Origin of the sequence: Streptomyces sp. NBC_00425 (assembly GCF_036030735.1) — a bacterium.
GTDB lineage: Bacteria > Actinomycetota > Actinomycetes > Streptomycetales > Streptomycetaceae > Streptomyces.
This window is the reverse complement of record NZ_CP107928.1, coordinates 2746205-2764947: the sequence shown is the minus strand read 5'-3', so window position 1 is coordinate 2764947 and position 18743 is coordinate 2746205. Positions and strand designations below refer to the sequence as shown.

The following is an 18743-nucleotide window of genomic DNA, read 5'->3' as shown; positions in this document are numbered from 1 at the left end:
GGGTACAGCCGGGCGAGCGGGATGGGGCGCGTCGGCGGAGGCTCAGGCGGCGGGCGGTGGACTGGCCGCGGCCGGCGGGAGCGGATAGGTGGGGTCCGGCGCGGTGAGCGGCACGACCGGTCCGGGGTCGGCCATCGGGCCCGGCGGTGCGGGCGAGCGGTTGAGGGGCGGCGTGAAGTCGGCGGCCATGTCCCGGGCGAGGGCGTCGAAATCGACGTACCCGGTGGCCTCCAGCACCTTGATGTGGTCCAGCACGGTGGTGTTGGCGTCGTCGGCGAGTGCCCGGACCAGGGAGTTGCGGGTGCTCGCCCGTACCTGGGCGACGACGGAGAACACCCGGCCGTGCGCGAGGCGCAGGATGTTGGCGAACTTCCAGTCGTACTGGCGGCCCTGGGCCGCGGTCAGCTCGCTCAGCCAGCCCTGCTGCTGGTCGTTGGGTTCGTTCGGCAGGGGGAGGCCCAGCTGGGAGGCGACGGCGCGGACCCGCTCGTCAAGGAAGGCGTGTCCCTCGACGAGGTGCCGGCCCGCCGTGCGCACCGCCTCGGTGGTGCCCTTCGTCTCCGCCTGCCGACCGGCGGGCAGCTCCCACAGCCCCGCCAGGCGGACCTTGGTGACGAACTCCCGGTCCAGCGCGGACAGCGGCCCGTACTGCGTCGACACCGTCTCCGCGTTGAGCACGTTCACGCCCGTGTCCACCCGGTCGGCGTACGACCAGATAGGGAAGACCAGCGCTGCGAGGGTGGCGGCCAGGCACGTGATGATGAGCCCGGTACCGCTGAAGATGCCTCTGCCCTGGACCGGGGGTCGCGGTCGCATCGTGCCTCCTGCTCGCGGCACTGCACGCAAGTGCGCTTCGGTAGCGGAACTGGATGTTCTGGAATGTTACTGCGCCGGTTGTGTGCATTTCCGCTCACCGGTGAACAGTTGGATCCCGGGCATACCAGGTGAAACCGAAGGTGTGAGGTGGTGGTGAAAATGGGAGAAACGGGCGGTAAACGGTTGTTGGGTGGGGGAGCGGCGGGCTGGTGTTAACCCCGGCACACTCGGGGCGTTCTCCCGGGGGCGGCGGGGGCGGCGGGGGCGGCGGGGGCGACCGTGTCGCCGATGACGCCGCCTCCCGACAGTTCCGGACGCGGTGTCATCGGCGGATCAGCGACCGGCCCGTATGCGTGAGCCCGAGCCTGAGCCCGAGCCCGTGCCCGCGCCCGCGCCCGAGCCCGCGCCCGAGCCCGAGTCGCGGCCACCGGCGCGGGGCCGGACCCGAACGGTCCAGCCACCAGCGGCGCAGCTCACGGCGGGCCCGCCCCTCCGCAGGGCGACCCTCCCGCAGGAGCTGTGCGGCGAAGTCGAGGGCGTCCTGTCGGTAACCGGCGTGCATCGGGTGACCCTGGGCGTAGGTGACGAAAGCGGCTCGGTAACCGTTTCCCAAGATCAGCGGCAGCTCCGGCGCCACCTTCGCCACCACGTCCGCCCGCTTCGCCGCCAACGCCCGCGCCTGGACCCCGAGTCGCACCCGGTCGAAACCCTCCGGAACCGGTGTCCCGGCGACCATCGCGGACAGCAGCGCCGACTGGGCGAGGGCTAGACGCTGACGGGTCGCCTCGCCGGAAGCGGCTCGGTCCGGCGTCCGGGCGACGGCGCCTGCGGCAGGCCCGGCCGCGGCGGCAACCGCAACCGCAACTCCTGCGAGAGCAGTCGCAGGCTTGGTCGGCACCGCAACTTCTGCGAAAGCGGTCGCAGGCCTGGCTGTACCCGCAACTTCTGCGTAACCGGTTGCTGTTGCTGTTGCTGTTGCTGTCGCGGTCGCGGTTTCGGCGCCGGCGTCCGTTGCGGCACCGGCCGGGATTGACGGCTCGGCAGCCCCGATCCGAGCCGGGACGGCGATCCGCGGCGCCGTGGGCAGGAGGTCCGCGTCGGCGGGCACGGTCGCGCCACGGATGGCCGCCCCGAGCTCCAAAGCTGCCCGGATCACGCCCAACTCCCGCTCCAGTTCGGCCGGTTCCGGAAAGTTGTCGTCCCGCTCCAACAGCACTCCCGGCGGCGACACCCGGGACGCGAGGTCGGTCAGGACGTCGAGGACCGGGCGGGGCACCGGATGGGCGTGGCTGTCGTGCCAGACGCCGTCCCGCTCGAAGCCGCCCGCGACATGGACGTAGGCGAGGGCCTCCAACGGCAGCTCGGCGAGCGCCTTGGCGGGGTCCTCACCCCGGTTGACGTGGTTGGTGTGCAGGTTGGCGACATCGATGAGCAGGCGCACGCCGGTGCGGTCGGCCAGCTCGTACAGGAACTGCCCCTCGGTCATCTCCTCGCCGGGCCACGCCACGAGCGCGGCGATGTTCTCGACGGCCAGCGGGACGGGCAGCGCCGCCTGTGCGATGCGCACGTTCTCGCACAGCACGTCGAGCGCGTCCCGGGTGCGCGGCACGGGCAGCAGATGCCCGGCCTCCAACCGCACGGACGCCGTCAGCGGCCCGCCCGCGCGGACGAACGCGATGTGCTCGGTGACCAGCGGCGAGCCGAGGGCCACGGCTCGTTCGGCGAGCGCGGTCAGCCGTCCGGCGTCGGGGCGCTCCGCGTCGCCGAGCCCGAGCGACACGCCGTGCGGGATCACGGTGACCCCGCGCTCACGCAGCCGCAGCAGCGAGTCGGGCAGGTGGCCGGGGCACACGTTCTCGGCGACGGCCTCGACCCAGTCGATGCCCTGCATGCGCTCCACGGCGTCCGCGATCTCCGGCCGCCAGCCGATCCCCGTTCCCAGTCGCACCATGGTCCCCCGCCTCCTTCGTCCCCCTGCACGGTGACGGTGGTATGACCCCGCGGTCCGTGCCCGAACCGCACCCCGCCCCGCTTCAGAGCAACATTTGAGGTTCGGCACGACAGGACGCCGTGAGCCGGCCGCGAGGAGACCGCAGAGGGCGACGACGCGATGAGGGGCCGCGAGGGGGGAGGGATCAGTGGGCGCGCAGGGCCGGATGATCCGCGACGACCGTGCAGCTGCCCGGCGCGATCTCGGTGAACCCCGCGTCCCGCACCAGCGGCAGTCCGCTGACCGTCAGCTCTCGCCAGCGCTGCGGCGGTGCGGTCCGCACGGCGAGCGGAAAGCCCGCCTCGCGCCACGCGGCCCGCTCCGCGTCCGACAGCTCCCACCAGGCGAGCTGCGCGCCGTGCCCGGCCTGCGCCATCGCCTTGCCCGCCGACATTTCCACCTCGGGGCTCATCCACAGCACGACCGTCCCCGGCTCCACGGCGCCGGGCGGCTCGGGGTCGTCGAGATCGGTTCCGGAGACCTGGAGCTTCGCCAGCTCCTTCGGCCAGCCGTCCAGCGGCACGGGCGGGAACACCCGCACCTCCGCCGACTTCCCGGTGACGGTGATGCCCGGCAGCTCCGCCGCGCGCCGCCACTCCGAGCCCCGGGCCCGCCGCACCACCTTGCGGATCCGGGCGTCCTGCCAGTCCCGCATGACCTGCGCCCACTCGCCGTCCCCGTCGGAGCGCTCGTCGCCGAGCATCACGAGCACGGCGCGGGCGGCGGTCTCCAGGGCGTCCACGCGCGCGGGGGGAGCGGACTTCTCCACCCGCACGACGAGGGGCAGCACGAACTGCGGGGCCTGGTCGCGGGGGTTCGGCTCGGTCTGGAACGGACTCTCACTCACCCGCGCAGGCTACTGGACCTACGAGAGGATGCTCCTCATGGATTCCGATCTACGCCTCGAGGATGTGGGCCGCCGCTACGGCTTGCACGGTCCCTGGGTGCTGCGTCACGTGGCCCTGCGCCCGGCGCCCGGCACGCTCACCCGCGTCGCGGGCGCCAACGGGACCGGAAAATCCACCCTGCTGCGCCTGCTGGCCCGCGTCGACGCCCCCACCGAGGGCAGGGTCACCGGCCGCCCCCGCACCGCCTACGTCCCCGAACGCTTCCCCGCCGCCCTCCCGTTCACCGCCGCCGGCTACCTCGCCCACCTCGGCGCCGTGCACGGTCTGTCCCGGCCGGCCGCCGAGCGCGCCGCGGACCACTGGCTGGACCGCTTCGGCGCCGCCGCGCACGCCGGCACCCCCATGAACCGTCTGTCGAAGGGCACCAGCCAGAAGGTCGCCGTGGCGCAGGCGCTCCTCGCCGAGCCCGAACTGCTGATCCTGGACGAGGCGTGGACCGGCCTGGACGCGGACGCCCGGGCCGAACTCGAGCGGGCCGTCGCCGAGCGGACGGCGGCCGGCGCGGCCGTCGTCTTCGTCGACCACGACCCCCGCCGACTCGCCGACGCCACCGACGTCGTACTCACCGTCCGGGACGGCGGTCTGCACGCGCGCGTGGACGCCGACGCCGGCCCGGACCCCGCGCCCACCGGCCCGCACACGACGGTCGAGGTGCACGGTCCGGCCGCGGCCCTGCCGCCGGAAGCGCTCCGGCTGGCCGCCTCGGCCGAGCAGACGGCCGAGCGCCGCCACCGGCTCACCGTCCCCGCCTCGCACTCCGACGTCCTGCTCCGCGCCCTGCTGACCGCCGACCCGCCGTGGCACGTGGTGAGCGTCCGTCAAGAAGAGAGCCGCCCATGACCGCCCTGCTGCGCTATCACAGCGCCCTGCTCGTCCGCTCGCAGCGCTGGCTGCCGCCGTTCCTGCTGTACGCCGTCTTCCTCGGCGTCGGCGTCCAGGGCGGCCAGCCCCTGCTGGACTCGCTCGGCTACGCGGCCGCGTTCCTGCTGCCCGTGGCCGCCTGGCTGGTGCGGATCTGCGTCTCCAACGAGCCGCCGGCCGCCCGTACCGTCGTCGCCGCAGCGGTCGGGCCCGCGCGGGCCCATCTGGCCTGTGTGCTGGTCGCGCTGTCCGCGGCCGCCGCGTTCGGCATGGCGGCGACCGCGCTCGTCACCTTCGTCAGCGACCCGGTCGGCAGTGATCACCAGCGGCGCGTCCCGGTCCTCGAGGCGGCCGGCGCGGGCCTGCTCGCCGTCCTGACCTGCGCGCTGCTCGGCGCCGCCGTCGGCGCGCTCACCGCCTGGCCGGTGCTGCGCTCGCCCGGCCGCGCGGTTCCCGCCCTGCTGCTGGCGGCCCTGCTGGCGCTGGTGGTGAGCGGGTCCCCGGCGAACGCGGCCGTCAGCGGCCTGGTCGACGGCTCCCGGACGGCCACCGTCCACCTGCCGCTGTGGCCGACCGCGGCGGCGGCTCTCCTGGGAGCGGCCGCGATCGCCGCCGCCTGCGCCCTGACGTCCCGCCGCTCGCCCTGACCCGGCCTGGGCCACGGCCGGAAGACCTCCGTCGGGAGGCGCGGCCGGGCGGTCTACCGAACAGTGGCACTGGCGGGCGGCCTACCGAACGGTGGCGCGGGCCGGCGGATGCCCGGCGGCCCGGATGGCGTCATCCCGAGCAAGCGGTCCGCTGGGCCTCCTGCCATTCGCACACCGGGCACAGCGTGATGCCCCTGTACGACTCCGGGTACTCCGTCGGCTTGCGGCACTGCACGCACTCCGCGTACGGCGGTCCCTCGGCCCTGGGCGGCCGGGTGGCGTCGATCAGGCAGTAGTCGCGCTCGCTGTCGTCGCTCATGCCCCCAGCGTACGAAACCCCTGCCGGCCGCCGAAGCGGAGCCACAGGCCCCTGGACGGGCCCACTGCCCGCACGGCGCGGTGGCGGGCAGTGGGGAGCGTGCGGTGCGCGGGCGGCGGGGGTGCGCCCGCTGAATCGGTCGGCGGTCGGCGGTGGGCGGTGGGCCGCGGGCGGTGAGCCGTGGGAGGCGGGAGGCGAGGCGTGGGTGTTCCCGCGTCCGGGTCGACGGTGCGGGAGTATCCGGCCCGTGGAGCGGCGGCGAGGGCTGGGGGTGGGGGGAGGGAGCGGCGGCGAGGGCGGGCGTCCGGCCGCCGCGGGCCCCGCGGGTCACGGTCGCCCGCTCGCCGCCGCGATCAGCTCGGAAACCTTCACGAACCGGTATCCGCGCCTGCGCAGTTCCGGGACGATCGTCCGCACCGCCTGCTCGGTCGTCGGGGCCGCGCTGCGGGTGCAGTGCATGACGACCACCGAGCCGGGCCGTACGCCGTCCAGCACCTGCCGGGCGACGGCGTCCGCGTCGGTGGCGAACGCGTCCCCGCTCACCACGTCCCACTGCACGGCGGTCACGCCGGTGCCGCTCACCGCCCGCAGCGCCCGACGGTCGTAGCAACCGCCCGGGAAACGGAAGTACGGCATCGCGTTGGGCACGCCGGCCTTGCGGAACGCCGTGTAAGCGCGTTCGACGTCCGCTCTCATCCGGTCCTCGGGGACGGTCGGCAGCCCGTAGCAGTCGCCGGTGAAGGCGTAGTGGCTGTAGGAGTGGTTGGCGATCTCGAAACGGGGGTCACGGCCGAGCGAGCGGGCCTGGTCGGGGTACTCCTCGGCCCAGCGGCCGGTCATGAACACAGTGGACGGCACCTTCAGCTCGCGCAGCGCCGCAATCAGCCCCGGGTTGTCGAAGTGCTCGCCGGCCGCCGCCCGGGCCCCCTGGTCGGCGGTCATGTCGGCGTCGAAGGTGAGGGCGACCGTCTTGCCGGCGGTGCGGGGCGCACTGCGGAAGACGGGGGTCAGCCCGGCCGGGCCGGGGGCCAGCGTCGGGGGCCGCGAGGGGGCGACGGGGGCGACGGGTGTGGAAGGCGGGTTCGCGGCGGAGGCGGAGGCCTGGGGTGAGCCGGGGGCCGTGGCGGGTGTGGAGGCCGCGGCGGAGGCAGGGGCGGCCGGACGGGCGGCCCCCTGACGCTCGGGCGTGCCGCAGCCGGCGAGGGCGGTGAGAGCGGCGGTGAGGACGCAGAGAGCGGCGGCCTGACGACGGCGCGCGGGAAGGATCATCGTATGAACCTATGGGGAACGCCCGGCGGTCGATACGGAAATATGACCGCAGCTCTGTGGTCGTCACCCTCCGGTGCGTCCGCGTGCTCCGTCCGGCCGCGCCGCTGCTCCGCCCCCGGGACTCACGCGCGCGCGGTCAGCGCCGCCACGGGCCCGTCACGGCGAACGTCGTCCCCGGCGTGTAGCAGTTGACGTACATCGTGCCGCCGTCGGGGGAGAAGGTGACTCCGGCGAACTCGCCCCACTCGGGCTCCTCGGGCGTGCCGATGTTCTGGCGCCCGCGCGCCATGGCGTAGACCTCGCCGCCCCTGGTCACGCCGAAGACGTGCTGCGCGCCGTTGCCGTCCTCGCAGACCATCAGGCCGCCGCTGGGCGCGAGGCAGATGTTGTCCGGGGACTCACCCGGCAGCTGCACGTCCGTGTCCGGGCCGAAGACGACGACGAGGGTGAGACGGCGGCGCTGCGGGTCGTAGCGCCAGATCTGGCCGAAGTGGTCGGCCGCCGAGCCGTCCGCCCCGCGCGCGAAGGACGACACGAAGTACACGCACCGCCCGCCCCAGTAACAACCCTCCAGCTTCTGGGCGTGGGTGATGCCCTTCGGGCCGAAGTCCTGCAGCCGGACCGGGGTTTCCACGGCGAGGGGATCCGGCACGTCGACCCATTCGATGCCCTCGAAGACACGGCCCGTCTCCTGGATGGAGGACAGGTCCGGCACGCCGGGCACCCGCATCGCCTGCAGCCGGCCGCCCGCGCGCAGCGAGCCCACGCCGCCCAACGGCTTCTCCGGCAGGAAACGGTAGAAAAGGCCGAACGGGTGAAGAAACGCGTCCTCCGTCTCGTAAACGATTCCGCGCTGCGGGTCGACGGCGATCGCCTCGTGCTGGAAACGGCCCATCGCGGTCAGCGGCACGGCTCCGGTGCGGCGCGGGTCGGACGGGTGGACCTCGAAGATGAAGCCGTGATCCTTGGTGTAACCGTTTGTGTCGGCTTTGTCCTCGGTCTCCTCGCAGGTCAGCCAGGTGTGCCACGGGGTGGGTCCCCCCGCGCAGTTGACGGCCGTGCCCGCGATCGCGACCCGCTCGGAGAGCACCCTGCCCCGGGAGTCGAGCGTCAGGGCCGTACAGCCGCCCTTGCCGGCCGGATCGTAGGTCAGTCCCTTCACTGTGGGGACGGCGTGCGCGGCGGTGGGACGGTTCTCGTGGTTGCGGACCAGGTGCACGCGGCCGCCCTCCCCTGGGAGCGCCGTCATGCCGTCGTGGTTCGAGGGGACCGGGCCCTCGCCGGAGCGCAGCGGTTCGCCCTCCCGGGACAGGACCCGGTAGCGGAAGCCCTTGGGGAGGTCGAGCAGGCCGTGCGGGTCGGGGACGAGAGGGCCGTACCCCTCGTGACCGAGGCCCTGCGCGGCCGCGGTGCCCGCGAAGAGGTCCGAGAGGGCGCCGGTGAACGCGATGCTCGCGCCCACCCCCAGCGCACCGGTGCCGGCGAGGATCTGACGTCGTGTCGCGGACATGGGAAAACCTTCCTGCTGGCGGACAGGACTGTGATCCCGCTGTGTCTATCACCCGCAATGCGCCCCGGGAACCACGCGCGGCGCAGGTGTCACTCGTCGGCGGCCTCCGGATCGGCGGGCGGCGGCGGAGCAGGCGGCGACTGCTGAGTCTGTTGTGGGAGCGGTTGCCGCTGCGACGGTTGCGTAACCGGTTGCTGCTCGGAATGTTGTGGAAGCGATTGCCGCTGCTCACCCTGTTGCGTAACCGGTTGCTGCTGCGCTTTCTCCAGGAAACGCAGCAGCTCCACCGGAAACGGCAGCACGAGTGTGGAGTTCTTCTCCGCGGCGACCGCCACCACCGTCTGCAGCAGCCGCAGTTGGAGTGCGGCGGGCTGCTCGGACATCTGCTCGGCTGCCTCGGCGAGTTTCTTCGACGCCTGGAGTTCCGCGTCGGCGTTGATGATCCGGGCCCGGCGTTCGCGGTCGGCCTCCGCCTGACGGGCCATCGAACGCTTCATGGCGTCCGGCAGGGAGACGTCCTTGATCTCGACCCGGTCGATCTGTACGCCCCAGCCGATGGCCGGGCTGTCGATCATCAGCTCCAGGCCCTCGTTGAGTTTCTCCCGGTTGGACAGCAGGTCGTCCAGCTCGCTCTTGCCGATGATCGAGCGCAGTGAGGTCTGCGCCATCTGGGAGACGGCGAATCGGTAGTCCTCGACGTTGATGAGCGCGGCCGGCGCGTCCACCACCCGGAAGTACACGACCGCGTCGACCCGCACGGTCACGTTGTCGCGGGTGATGCCTTCCTGGGCCGGAATGGGCATCGTCACGATCTGCATGTTGACCTTGCGCAGTCGGTCCACCGCGGGGATGACGACGGTGAACCCGGGCCCGCGGACGTCGCCGTGCAGACGGCCGAGCCGCAGGACCACCCCGCGCTCGTACTGTTTGACGACCCGTGCCGCGGCCCCGAGGTACACGAGGCCTCCCGCGGCGACCGCCGCGGCCGCGCCCAGCAGCTCCTCGAGCATGTCGACCTCCTCGACCAGAGGTCCCGATTGAGCCGTTCTGCCTACTCCTGCAACGATATGCCCGCCGTCCGGTCCGGGGCCACGCCCCGGACGGCGCCCCGGACGGCGGACGGACGTGTTCGCTGTCAGCCGGCCCGGGCCGGTTCCGTGGCCGCCTCCGTGGACTGCCGGGCCTTCACCGGCTCGGTGACCTTCACCGGTTCCGTGCCGTGATCGCTGTGGCGTTCCGCCCAGCTCTCCAGGGCGGTCCGGCACGCGTGGTCGAGGTGGTGCAGACCAGAGAGGTCCAGCTCGACCGGGCGGTCCTGCGGAAGGGCCTCCAGGCTGTCGAGGATCTTCGGCAGACGCAGGAAGGTCGCGTTGCCCGACAGGTACGCCTGCACCGGGCCCGCCCCCTTGTCGACGACCTCGAGCCGGATGTGCGAGGCCTCCCAGGCCGTCTTGACGACCGCCAGCGCGAGACCGATGAGGACGCCCTCGAACATGCTGACCACGACGATCGACACGGCCGTGACGACCAGGATGAGCGCCTCGCCGGGGTGCTCGCGCCACAGCGCCACGAGCGACCGCGCCGGCACGAGCTTGGCGCCCGCGTGGACGAGGACGCCGGCCAGCGCCGGGATCGGGATGTACGCCAGCAGGTCGGGCAACAGGGCCGCGAACAGCAGCAGCCACACGCCGTGCAGCACACGGGACGCCTTGGTCCGCGCGCCGGCCTGCACGTTGGCCGCGCTGCGCACGATCACCGCGGTCATCGGCAGCGCGCCGAGCACACCGCAGACGGCGTTGCCGGCGCCCTGCGCCATGAGCTCCTTGTCGTACGCGGTGCGCGGGCCGTCGTGCAGCCGGTCCACCGCCGCCGCGCTGAACAGCGACTCGGCGGACGCGATCAGGGTGAACGCGACGATCGTGCCGAGCAGACCGACGCTCGCCAGGTCGCCGAAGGCGCCGAGCGGCGGAGGCTGGACGGACTCGAGCAGGCCCCGTACCTCGACGGTGGCCACGGGCAGGTCGAACAGCAGGGCGGCGAGCGTGGCCAGGCCGACCGCGGCGAGCGGTCCCGGCACCGTGCGGACCATCGCCGGCAACCGCTTCCACAACACCAGCACCGCGACGGTGCCCGCGCCGAGTGCGAGCGAGGCGGAGCCGGCGGCGCTGCCGAACGCGTCCGCGACGGCCTCGGGCAGCCCGGCGATCTTCTGCGGTCCGGACTCCGGCGCCTTGGCGCCGACCGCCGAGTACAGCTGACCGGCGATCAGCACCAGGCCGATTCCGGCCAGCATGCCCTCGACGACCGAGACCGAGATGGCACGGAAGTAGCGGCCCAGCTGCAGTGCGCCCATGGCGAGCTGCAGGGCTCCCGTGGTCAGCACGATCACCCCGAGGGCGGGCAGGCCGAACTCCCGCACCGCCTCGAAGACCAGCACGGTGAGACCGGCGGCGGGGCCGGACACCTGCAGGCTGCTGCCCCGCATCAGCCCGGTGACCAGGCCGCCGACGATCCCGGTGACGAGCCCGAGCTCGGCCGGTACGCCGGAGGCCACGGCCACGCCGACGCACAGCGGCAGCGCGACCAGGAAGACGACGAGAGAGGCGGCGAAGTCCTGCTTCAGGTGCGGGAACCGGGATATTCGCCCGGTGGGCTTCTGGTTCGTCATGGCGGCGCTCACAGGGCTTCGAAGCCGTCGGTGTCGACGCGGTGTTCGCGTACCGCGCCGGTGTGCACCTCGTAGTACCAGCCGCGCACCCGCAGCCGGCCGTCGGCCAGCCGCTTCTCCACGCACGGGTACGAGCGCAGCCGCAGCACCTGGGCGAGCACGTGGTGCTGGACCGCGCGCATGACCGTCGGGTCGTCGGGATCGGCGGCGCCGGGCTCGCCGGCGGCGTGCGCCAGCCAGTCGCGCACGGCGGGCACGCCGTCGAGATCGTCGCCGCGCACCAGTGCGCCGACGGCGCCGCAGTGCGAGTGGCCGCAGACCACGATGTCCTGGACGCCGAGCACTTCCACGGCGTACTCGATGGTGGCGGCCTCGCCGGTGGGGCGGTCGGAGCCGTAGGGGGGCACGATGTTGCCCGCGGTGCGCAGCTCGAAGAGCTCGCCGGGCCGGGCGCCCGTGATCAGCGCGGGAACGACCCGCGAATCGGAGCAGGTGATGAAGAGGACCTGCGGGGACTGGCCTTCGGCAAGCCGGGCGAACTCCTCAGGGCGCTGTCCGAAGGAACGGGCGTTGTCGATGAGGGGCTGCATGACGTGGTGACTCCTCCTGGCGCGCCGTGGGGGCGCGTCGGACGTGCAGGACACAGGACAGGTGGGGGACTGTTGCTCTGTTCCGTCCGCTCAGCAGCGGAAGACCTGGAGTGCCGCCGGGGAGTGGGACGTCGAGGATCTCGATGTGCGGTGCCGGGGATCGCCGGGCCGGGCCTGTCGGTGCGCGGCCGCGGGGTCCTGCGCCGACGACGCGCGCTCGGGCTCGTGGGGAGCCGAAGCGGCGCAGGCGGTGACCCGGTGACGGTCGCGGGTGCGACGTGGGTCGGCGGGACCGCCGGGACGGTCGCAGTCGCGCGCGGTGACCTTCTCGTGGCGCAGCGTCTTGGCGGAGAGGGTGATTCCGGGCTGGGCTTTGGCCTCGGCATGACGCACTGTGTGCGCGGTTGCGAAGGAAGGCGTCGGCGCGAAGAACGGGAGGGCCAGCAGGACGGCGGCGAGGAGCGAGATCACGGCACGGGCCGACGTACCTCGGAACATGCGCCTCCCTCCGACCATCGCACACATCTAGTCCGGACCAACGGTTGGTCAACGGCTGGTCAAGAAACAAGGTAACCCTGCAAAGTTGTTTGCAGGGTTAACTCGACGTTTCCAGATGAAGTGCGCCTGAAAAGAGCGGGAAGTGTGGCGCGAACCGGCTCTTGACCCGGACGGCCGAGATCGTCTAATCGGGCTTGACGAGCGACTTGGCGTCGCGGGCCAGCGCGGTCAGCCGGGATATCGCGCGGAAGTACTTCTTGCGGTACCCGCCGTTCAGCATCTCCTCGCTGAAGAGCCGGTCGAAGGGGGCTCCCGAGGCCAGCACCGGGACCTCGCGGTCGTAGAGCCGGTCGGCCAGAACCACCAGCCGCAGCGCCGTGGACTGGTCGGGCACCGGCTGCACGTCCGTGAGGCAGACCGCCTTCAGGCCGTCCGTCAGCGCGCCGTAGCGGCTCGGGTGGACCTTCGCGAGATGCTCCAACAGGTGCGGGAAGTCGTCGAGCGAGGCGCCCTCCGTGGCGTACGCCGCCTTCGCCACCTGCTCGTCGGAGTACGGCGCCGGAGCCTCGGGCAGGCCGCGGTGACGGTAGTCCTCGCCGTCGATGCGCAGGGCGCGGAACTGCGCCGACAGGCCCTGGATCTCCCGCAGGAAGTCGGCCGCCGCGAACCGGCCCTCGCCCAGCTTGCCGGGCAGCGTGTTGGAGGTCGCGGCGAGCGCCACACCGGCCTCGACCAGCTTGCCGAGCAGCGTGGAGACGAGAACGGTGTCGCCCGGGTCGTCCAGCTCGAACTCGTCGATGCACAGCAGCCGGTGCCCGGAGAGCGTGCGCACCGTCTGCTGGAAGCCCAGGGCGCCGACGAGGTTGGTCAGCTCGACGAACGTGCCGAACGCCTTGAGGGCGGGCTCCGCCGGGGTCGCGTGCCACAGGGACGCCAGGAGGTGGGTCTTGCCGACGCCGTAGCCGCCGTCGAGGTACACGCCGCGCGGCCCGGCGGGCGTCCGGGGAGCCTTCGGCCGGCCGAGGCCGAGGAACCCCCGGCGGGCGGCGCCCGTGGCGTGCGCACCGCCGAGTCCGGCCGCGAAACCCTCGAGGACGCCGACCGCCTGCGTCTGGCTGGGCTGGTTCGGGTCCGGCAGGTAGGTGCTGAAGCGGACCGAGTCGAACCGGGGCGGCGGCACCATCTCGGCGACCAGGCGGTCCGCGGGGACGTGCGGCTGCCGGGCGCAGAGGGAGGCCGGCGACGCGTCGGCTATCGGGCTGAGGCCGGGGGCGGCGGAGGAGGACGACACGGTTCCCCATGCTACGGGGCGTGCCAGACTGCCTGGCATGCGACGGCTGTTCCCTGTGACCGACCAGACAGCGACGACCGGCTCCGGCGGCGGCCCGCTCGGGGCCCCCGGCGAGGGAGGTGAGGCCGGCGCGGACCGGGAGTGGAGCCTCGACGAACTCGCCGAGGCCTACGCCTACCCGCAGACCCGGCCCGGCGAGCCGCGGCCCTGGCTGCGGGCCAACATGGTGTCCACCCTCGACGGCGCCGCCCAGCACGACGGGCGCTCCCAGCCCATCTCCACCGCCGCCGACATGCGGATCTTCGGCACCCTGCGAGGGCTCGCGGACGTGGTGGTCGTCGGCGCGGAAACCGTCCGGCTCGAGGGGTACCGCCCCGCACGCGCGCGTGCCGAGTTCGCGGCGCGCCGCGCGGCGGCCGGGCAGGCGCCCGCCCCCGCCGTCGCGGTGGTCACGGCCGGCCTCGATCTCGACTTCTCCCTCCCGCTGTTCACGTCGCCGCTGGTCCCGACCCTGATCCTGACCGGGGCGGGGGCCGCGCCCGACAGGGTGGCGACCGCGGAGAAGGCGGGTGTGCGGGTGGTGATCGCCGGGGACGGCATGGGCGTGGAGCCGGCCCGGGCCGTGCAGGCGCTCGGCGCGCTCGGGCACACCCGGCTGCTGACCGAGGGCGGGCCGAGGCTGTTGGGGCAGTTCGTGGCCGCCGGAGCGCTGGACGAGCTGTGCCTGACCGTCGCCCCGATGCTCACCGCCGGAGACGCCCAGCGGATCGCGGGCGGACCGTCGGTCGCGGTACCGCGGCGGTTCGCCCTGGCGTCCCTGCTGGAGGAGGAGGGTTTCCTGTTCTGCAGGTACCGGCGGCCGTGACGCCGCAAACGGGTTCGATCGCCGCCGACGGTCCGATCGGGGCCCGAATAGGTGGAGTCATCCGTTCCGTTTGGTGCCCGGCGGGCACACTGAATCTCGCAGTACCCGTGCGATCACGGGGAAGGATGGTTTCCGCAGGGCCATGAACGGCCCACGGAGGACAGAGGGCCACGGGGGTCCTCGCAGAGAATGGGGCGCCGGTGTTCACAAGCGTTTTGATGATCGAGAAGGCCCTGACGTCCGCCGACGTGGAGTTCGTCACCACCTTGCACGGGGACGAGCAGGTCGCCTTCCACGTACTGCTCCAGCCGCGCGGCGACCAGGCCGACCGGCTGCTGAGGGCCATCGACGACGTCGCCCTCGGCGAGCTGGACGAGGCCGCCCGTGAGCGCGAGACGCCGGAAGGGGACGAGGCGAAGGGCTTCGGCGTGCGGGCGCTGGAGGTGTCGCTCCAGGCGCTGCAGGCCTCCGGCAGCCCGGCGGTGGGGCGTCTGGTGGAGGACCATCCGCTGGACGCGCTGAAGTCGCTGGTGGCGGAGGTGGGGGCGGACGAGGTGATCGTGCTGACGGATCCGCACTACGTGGAGGAGTTCTTCCACCGGGACTGGGCCTCCCGGGCCCGGCACAAGGTGGGCGTCCCGGTGCTGAAGCTGTTCTCGCACAGCAAGGCGTAGAGACGGGCGACCGCGTGGCACAGGACACGACCGCGGGACGCAGGGAACGGGCCGCAGGACGCGTTGTGCGGGGTGCGGGTCGTGTCGGTAGCGGCTGCAGGGGCTGCAGGGGCCGTAGAGGCTGCAGGACCATGGTCGCGGCAGCGGTGGGTGCGGCGAGTCGACGGCGCGGACGGCGGAGGGCTCGGACGGCGGAGGGCTCGGACGGCGCGACGGTGCTGACGGCGCCGTGACGGTCCCCGGCGCGGGCCGTACGGGGGCGGGCTCGGGGTTCTCCGCGCCCCTGGGGCCGTGCGGTCGGTCGGACCCCATAGGCTGGGGCGCGTTCACCGTCGTAGCGCACCCTGGAGACACGCACATGGCACCCGGCCTTCCTACCGCCATGGACCGACCGCACTTCATCGGCATCGGCGGGGCCGGGATGTCGGGCATCGCGAAGATCCTCGCGCAGCGCGGGGCGATGGTCGCCGGCAGCGACGCCAAGGAGTCGGAGACCGCGGCGGCGCTGCGGGCGCTCGGCGCGACCGTGCACATCGGGCACGCGGCCGAGCACCTGGCCGACGACGCGAGCTGCGTGGTCGTCTCCTCGGCGATCCGCGCGGACAACCCCGAACTCGCCCGCGCGGCCGAACTGGGCATCCCGGTGGTCCACCGCTCGGACGCGCTCGCCCGACTGATGGACGGACTGCGTCCGATCGCCGTCGCCGGCACGCACGGCAAGACGACGACCACGTCCATGCTGGCGGTCTCGCTGAGCGAGCTCGGGCTGCGGCCCTCGTACGCGATCGGCGGCGACCTGGACGCCCCCGGCTCCAACGCGCTGCACGGCGAGGGCGACATCTTCGTCGCCGAGGCGGACGAATCGGACCGCAGCTTCCACAAGTACGCGCCCGAGGTCGCCATCGTCCTCAACGTCGAGCTCGACCACCACGCGAACTACGCCTCGATCGACGAGATCTACGAGTCCTTCGAGACCTTCGCCCGGAAGATCGTGCCCGGCGGCACCCTGGTGATCGCCGCCGACCACGAGGGCGCGCGGGAGCTGACCCGGCGCGTCGAGGGCGTGCGGACGGTGACCTACGGCGAGGCCGAGGACGCCGACGTGCGGGTGCTGTCCGTCGTCCCGCAGGGGCTGAAGAGCGAGGTGACCGTCCTGCTCGACGGGGAGCAGCTCACCTTCACCGTCTCCGTTCCCGGCCGCCACTACGCCCACAACGCCGTCGCCGCGCTGGCGGCGGGCGTCGCGCTGGGCGTTCCGGCCGCCGAGCTCGCCTCCGCCCTGGCCGCCTACACGGGCGTCAAGCGCCGGCTGCAGCTCAAGGGCGAGGCGGCGGGCGTGCAGGTCGTCGACTCGTACGCCCACCACCCGACGGAGATGACGGCCGACCTGGAAGCGATGCGCGCGGCGGTCGGCGACGCCCGCATCCTCGTCCTCTTCCAGCCGCACCTGTTCTCCCGTACGCAGGAACTGGGCACGGAGATGGGGCAGGCGCTGGCTCTGGCGGACGCCTCCGTCGTCCTGGACATCTACCCGGCCCGCGAGGACCCGATCCCGGGCGTCACCAGCGAGCTGATCATCGACGCCGCGCGGGCCGCGGGCGCCGACGTGACGGCCGTCCACGACAAGGACGGGGCGCCCGCCGTGATCGCGGGAATGGCGAAGGCCGGTGATCTCGTTCTCACCATGGGCGCAGGCGACGTGACGGACCTGGGCCCGCGCATTCTGGACCGTCTTTCCCAGTGAGGGGCTGAGGCTCATGTCGTACGACGTCGAAAAGCCGGACGAGCAGTGGCGGGCGGAGCTGACGCCGGCCGAGTACGCCGTCCTGCGCCAGGCCGCGACCGAGCCCGCGTTCACCGGCGAGTACACCGACACCAAGACCCAGGGCGTCTACTCCTGCCGGGCCTGCGGCGCCGAACTGTTCACCTCCGACACCAAGTTCGACTCCCACTGCGGCTGGCCGTCGTTCTTCGACCCGAAGGACAGCGACGCCGTGGAACTGATCGAGGACCGCTCGCACGGGATGCTGCGCACCGAGGTGCGGTGCGCCCGCTGCGGGTCCCACCTCGGACACGTGTTCGCCGGCGAGGGGTACCAGACCCCTACCGACCAGCGGTACTGCATCAACAGCGTCTCCCTGCGGCTGGCGGCGGAAGACTGACGCCGCTGTCGGTGCCGTTGCGGCTGCCGGTACCCCTGCCCGCTAGCGCTGTGGCTGAGGTGGCGGGCGCGACAGGCGTGACGCGTGTGGTGTCGGCGCGGCGCCCGGTGTGGCGCCGGGTGCTGGGTGCGGTGGGGTGTGGCGGGTGCGGTGTGACGGGGTGGCGGGCCCCGCTCGGGCGGGGTGCCGACGGTGCTTGCCTGCCGCGCGCTGTGGTGCCGGTGGGGCTCACAGCCGTCCGCGCTGCACCATCGCCGACAGCACCAGCATGCCCGGCAACAGCGGCGCCCAGACCGTCAGCACCCGGTAGCCGATGACGGTCGCCGTGGCGAGGGGCAGCGGGGTGCCGTATCCGGCCAGGGTGAGGACCAGCGCCGCGTCGATCGGACCGATGCCGCCCGGCGCGGGCACGACACCGGCCGCGGTGCTCGCCGCGAGGAACGCGAAGATCAGCTGCGACGAGGACAGCGGCAGACCCAGCGCGGTTCCCACGCAGGCCACCACGCACGCCTGGAGCATTGGAGCCGCGGCCGCTCCGCCCCACAGGGGCAGAAAGCGGGCGGGCCGGGTGTGCAGACGCCGGGCGTCGGTGAGGGCCGTCCGGACGAAGTCCAGGGCGGGACGCCGCAGCGGCCGTGCGACGGCGAACAGCGCCACGACCGCCACCGGGGCCAGCACAAGGCAAGCGGCGGCCAGAAACAGCGCCCGACCTTGCGGAAACAGTTCCGCCGCGGGCGGCACGGCGGTGGGGGCCGCGAGCACGAAGACCAGCACCAGGGGGATCTTCGCCACGGCCCTGACCAGGGAGTACAGGGCGATCGAGGCGGTGGCGCGGTTCAGCGGAACACCCTCGCGCCGCAGAAACCGCAGGGTAACCGCATGCGCGCCGATGCTCGCGGGCAGCACGTGGTTGGCGGCGCCCGCGGCGATCTGCGAGGCCAGCAGCGCGCCCGGCGGCAACCGGTCCGTGATCGCTCCCTGGCGGACGCAGGCCGCGGCGACCGCCCCCAGATAGGTGAACAGGAGCCCCGTCAGCAGCCACCAGGGATCGGCGGTGGCCAGCCGGGCCACGCCGTCGCTGACCGCGTGCCAGTCGACCGCCGCCCACACCGCGAGGAACAGCAGCGGCAGTACGGCGAGGACGCGGCGGGTGGCGGTCGAGGCCGAAGGGCGGCGGCGCTCGTCCGAGGCCGGCATGGCCGACGGCGGCGGGGACACGGGGTCCTCGAGGGGCAGCAGGGACACGGCGCACGTCGTCCTTCCTCGTCGTGACCGCGCCCGGCGGTGTGACGGATCGGGGGCGAGCTCGGGGAGGGGCACGGGAGTCGTTCCCCTCCGGTGTGGCGGTGCGGTGTCCGGAAGCCGACGGAATGCGGGCCGAAGGGCGACCGCGATGCGGTGGGGCTGGTGTGCAAGCGGGGCCGGGGTGCGGTGGGGGCAGGCGGTGGAAGCGGCGGTGCGGCCGAAGACGGGGCGGTGGGGCTGGTGTGCGGTGGGGCTGCGCGCGGCCGAACCCTGGGTGCGGTCGGGCTGTGGTGCGCGGTGGGGGCGCGGCGCCGTGGGGCAGGGTTGCGATGAAGTCGGTGTGCGGTGCGGCTGTGGGATTTCTGCCCGTGTCCCTCCCCGTTCATCCCGGCCGCCTGCCGAGGTTCACCCGGCCCGAGCACGGGCTCAC

Annotated in this window: 18 protein-coding genes; 6 read left to right on the top strand and 12 right to left on the bottom strand. The window is 73.3% G+C overall.

The features are described 5' to 3' along the window. Positions 1 to 42 precede the first annotated feature (42 nt). The 3 genes from OHS82_RS11540 to OHS82_RS11530 form a co-directional block, all read right to left on the bottom strand. On the bottom strand, positions 43 to 816 hold the full coding sequence (locus OHS82_RS11540; RefSeq protein WP_057575749.1) for a DUF4142 domain-containing protein: 774 nt from the start codon (positions 814 to 816) through the stop codon (positions 43 to 45). A 322-nt stretch (positions 817 to 1138) separates the two neighbouring features. Continuing rightward, on the bottom strand, positions 1139 to 2767 hold the full coding sequence (locus OHS82_RS11535; protein WP_328433822.1) for a DUF692 domain-containing protein: 1629 nt from the start codon (positions 2765 to 2767) through the stop codon (positions 1139 to 1141). Between the two features lie 184 nt (positions 2768 to 2951). Continuing rightward, entirely contained in the window at positions 2952 to 3653 is a 702-nt protein-coding gene (locus OHS82_RS11530) for a peptidyl-tRNA hydrolase (RefSeq protein WP_328433821.1), read from the bottom strand. Between the two features lie 37 nt (positions 3654 to 3690). Between OHS82_RS11530 and OHS82_RS11525 the strand changes: the two genes are divergently transcribed. Together OHS82_RS11525 and OHS82_RS11520 are read left to right on the top strand one after the other, a co-directional pair. Then, the gene (locus OHS82_RS11525) at positions 3691 to 4554 is read left to right on the top strand and encodes an ATP-binding cassette domain-containing protein (RefSeq protein ID WP_057575753.1); all 864 of its coding nucleotides are present in this window, start codon (positions 3691 to 3693) and stop codon (positions 4552 to 4554) included. Beyond that, a complete protein-coding gene (locus OHS82_RS11520) occupies positions 4551 to 5222 on the top strand; it encodes a hypothetical protein (RefSeq protein WP_057575756.1) in 672 nt (223 codons plus the stop codon). The genes OHS82_RS11525 and OHS82_RS11520 overlap by 4 nt, the downstream gene beginning before the upstream one ends. Before the next feature lie 130 nt (positions 5223 to 5352). Here the strand turns inward: OHS82_RS11520 and OHS82_RS11515 are convergent, their stop codons facing one another. The 8 genes from OHS82_RS11515 to zapE form a co-directional block, all read right to left on the bottom strand. Further along, positions 5353 to 5541 (bottom strand): hypothetical protein, encoded by a 189-nt coding sequence (locus OHS82_RS11515; RefSeq protein ID WP_057575758.1) that lies wholly within the window; start codon positions 5539 to 5541, stop codon positions 5353 to 5355. 327 nt (positions 5542 to 5868) lie between these two features. Further along, positions 5869 to 6810, bottom strand: a complete 942-nt coding sequence (locus OHS82_RS11510; RefSeq protein WP_328433820.1) for a polysaccharide deacetylase family protein — start codon at positions 6808 to 6810, stop codon at positions 5869 to 5871. A 136-nt stretch (positions 6811 to 6946) separates the two neighbouring features. Next, a complete protein-coding gene (locus OHS82_RS11505) occupies positions 6947 to 8320 on the bottom strand; it encodes an alkaline phosphatase PhoX (RefSeq protein WP_328433819.1) in 1374 nt (457 codons plus the stop codon). 89 nt (positions 8321 to 8409) lie between these two features. Continuing rightward, positions 8410 to 9330 carry a slipin family protein gene (locus OHS82_RS11500; RefSeq protein WP_328433818.1) on the bottom strand — a complete coding sequence of 307 codons (921 nt, stop codon included), beginning with the start codon at positions 9328 to 9330 and terminating at the stop codon, positions 8410 to 8412. Between the two features lie 125 nt (positions 9331 to 9455). Beyond that, complete coding sequence (locus OHS82_RS11495) at positions 9456 to 10988, bottom strand: SulP family inorganic anion transporter (protein WP_057576227.1); 1533 nt, start codon at positions 10986 to 10988, stop codon at positions 9456 to 9458. 8 nt (positions 10989 to 10996) lie between these two features. Beyond that, a complete protein-coding gene (locus OHS82_RS11490; RefSeq protein WP_057575766.1) occupies positions 10997 to 11578 on the bottom strand; it encodes a carbonic anhydrase in 582 nt (193 codons plus the stop codon). A gap of 90 nt (positions 11579 to 11668) precedes the next feature. Beyond that, positions 11669 to 12076, bottom strand: a complete 408-nt coding sequence (locus OHS82_RS11485) for a hypothetical protein (RefSeq protein WP_328433817.1) — start codon at positions 12074 to 12076, stop codon at positions 11669 to 11671. A 184-nt stretch (positions 12077 to 12260) separates the two neighbouring features. Next, positions 12261 to 13367: a cell division protein ZapE gene (gene zapE, locus OHS82_RS11480; RefSeq protein ID WP_057575770.1), complete on the bottom strand. Its 1107-nt coding sequence runs from the start codon at positions 13365 to 13367 to the stop codon at positions 12261 to 12263. Positions 13368 to 13404: 37 nt separating this feature from the next. Here zapE and OHS82_RS11475 point away from each other — a divergent pair, with 37 nt between their 5' ends. From OHS82_RS11475 to msrB, 4 genes are all read left to right on the top strand, one after another. After that, a complete protein-coding gene (locus OHS82_RS11475) occupies positions 13405 to 14232 on the top strand; it encodes a pyrimidine reductase family protein (protein WP_328433816.1) in 828 nt (275 codons plus the stop codon). Positions 14233 to 14432: 200 nt separating this feature from the next. Further along, positions 14433 to 14906 (top strand): indole-3-glycerol phosphate synthase, encoded by a 474-nt coding sequence (locus OHS82_RS11470; protein ID WP_173985757.1) that lies wholly within the window; start codon positions 14433 to 14435, stop codon positions 14904 to 14906. Between the two features lie 358 nt (positions 14907 to 15264). Continuing rightward, on the top strand, positions 15265 to 16650 hold the full coding sequence (murC, locus tag OHS82_RS11465) for a UDP-N-acetylmuramate--L-alanine ligase (RefSeq protein WP_057575778.1): 1386 nt from the start codon (positions 15265 to 15267) through the stop codon (positions 16648 to 16650). Between the two features lie 13 nt (positions 16651 to 16663). After that, positions 16664 to 17068 (top strand): peptide-methionine (R)-S-oxide reductase MsrB, encoded by a 405-nt coding sequence (gene msrB, locus OHS82_RS11460; RefSeq protein WP_057575780.1) that lies wholly within the window; start codon positions 16664 to 16666, stop codon positions 17066 to 17068. Positions 17069 to 17296: 228 nt separating this feature from the next. Here msrB and OHS82_RS11455 read toward each other — a convergent pair whose 3' ends face one another. After that, a complete protein-coding gene (locus OHS82_RS11455) occupies positions 17297 to 18313 on the bottom strand; it encodes a lysylphosphatidylglycerol synthase transmembrane domain-containing protein (RefSeq protein WP_328433815.1) in 1017 nt (338 codons plus the stop codon). Positions 18314 to 18743: the final 430 nt, after the last annotated feature.

Coding starts and splice junctions, on each gene's coding strand:
- OHS82_RS11515 (WP_057575758.1), bottom strand. CDS start 5,541: ATGAGCGACGACAGCGAGCGCGACTACTGCCTGATCGACGCCACCCGG.
- msrB (WP_057575780.1), top strand. CDS start 16,664: ATGTCGTACGACGTCGAAAAGCCGGACGAGCAGTGGCGGGCGGAGCTG.
- OHS82_RS11540 (WP_057575749.1), bottom strand. CDS start 816: ATGCGACCGCGACCCCCGGTCCAGGGCAGAGGCATCTTCAGCGGTACC.
- OHS82_RS11475 (WP_328433816.1), top strand. CDS start 13,405: ATGCGACGGCTGTTCCCTGTGACCGACCAGACAGCGACGACCGGCTCC.
- OHS82_RS11505 (WP_328433819.1), bottom strand. CDS start 8,320: ATGTCCGCGACACGACGTCAGATCCTCGCCGGCACCGGTGCGCTGGGG.
- OHS82_RS11495 (WP_057576227.1), bottom strand. CDS start 10,988: ATGACGAACCAGAAGCCCACCGGGCGAATATCCCGGTTCCCGCACCTG.
- murC (WP_057575778.1), top strand. CDS start 15,265: ATGGCACCCGGCCTTCCTACCGCCATGGACCGACCGCACTTCATCGGC.
- OHS82_RS11535 (WP_328433822.1), bottom strand. CDS start 2,767: ATGGTGCGACTGGGAACGGGGATCGGCTGGCGGCCGGAGATCGCGGAC.
- OHS82_RS11520 (WP_057575756.1), top strand. CDS start 4,551: ATGACCGCCCTGCTGCGCTATCACAGCGCCCTGCTCGTCCGCTCGCAG.
- OHS82_RS11485 (WP_328433817.1), bottom strand. CDS start 12,076: ATGTTCCGAGGTACGTCGGCCCGTGCCGTGATCTCGCTCCTCGCCGCC.
- OHS82_RS11490 (WP_057575766.1), bottom strand. CDS start 11,578: ATGCAGCCCCTCATCGACAACGCCCGTTCCTTCGGACAGCGCCCTGAG.
- OHS82_RS11500 (WP_328433818.1), bottom strand. CDS start 9,330: ATGCTCGAGGAGCTGCTGGGCGCGGCCGCGGCGGTCGCCGCGGGAGGC.
- OHS82_RS11510 (WP_328433820.1), bottom strand. CDS start 6,810: ATGATCCTTCCCGCGCGCCGTCGTCAGGCCGCCGCTCTCTGCGTCCTC.
- OHS82_RS11525 (WP_057575753.1), top strand. CDS start 3,691: ATGGATTCCGATCTACGCCTCGAGGATGTGGGCCGCCGCTACGGCTTG.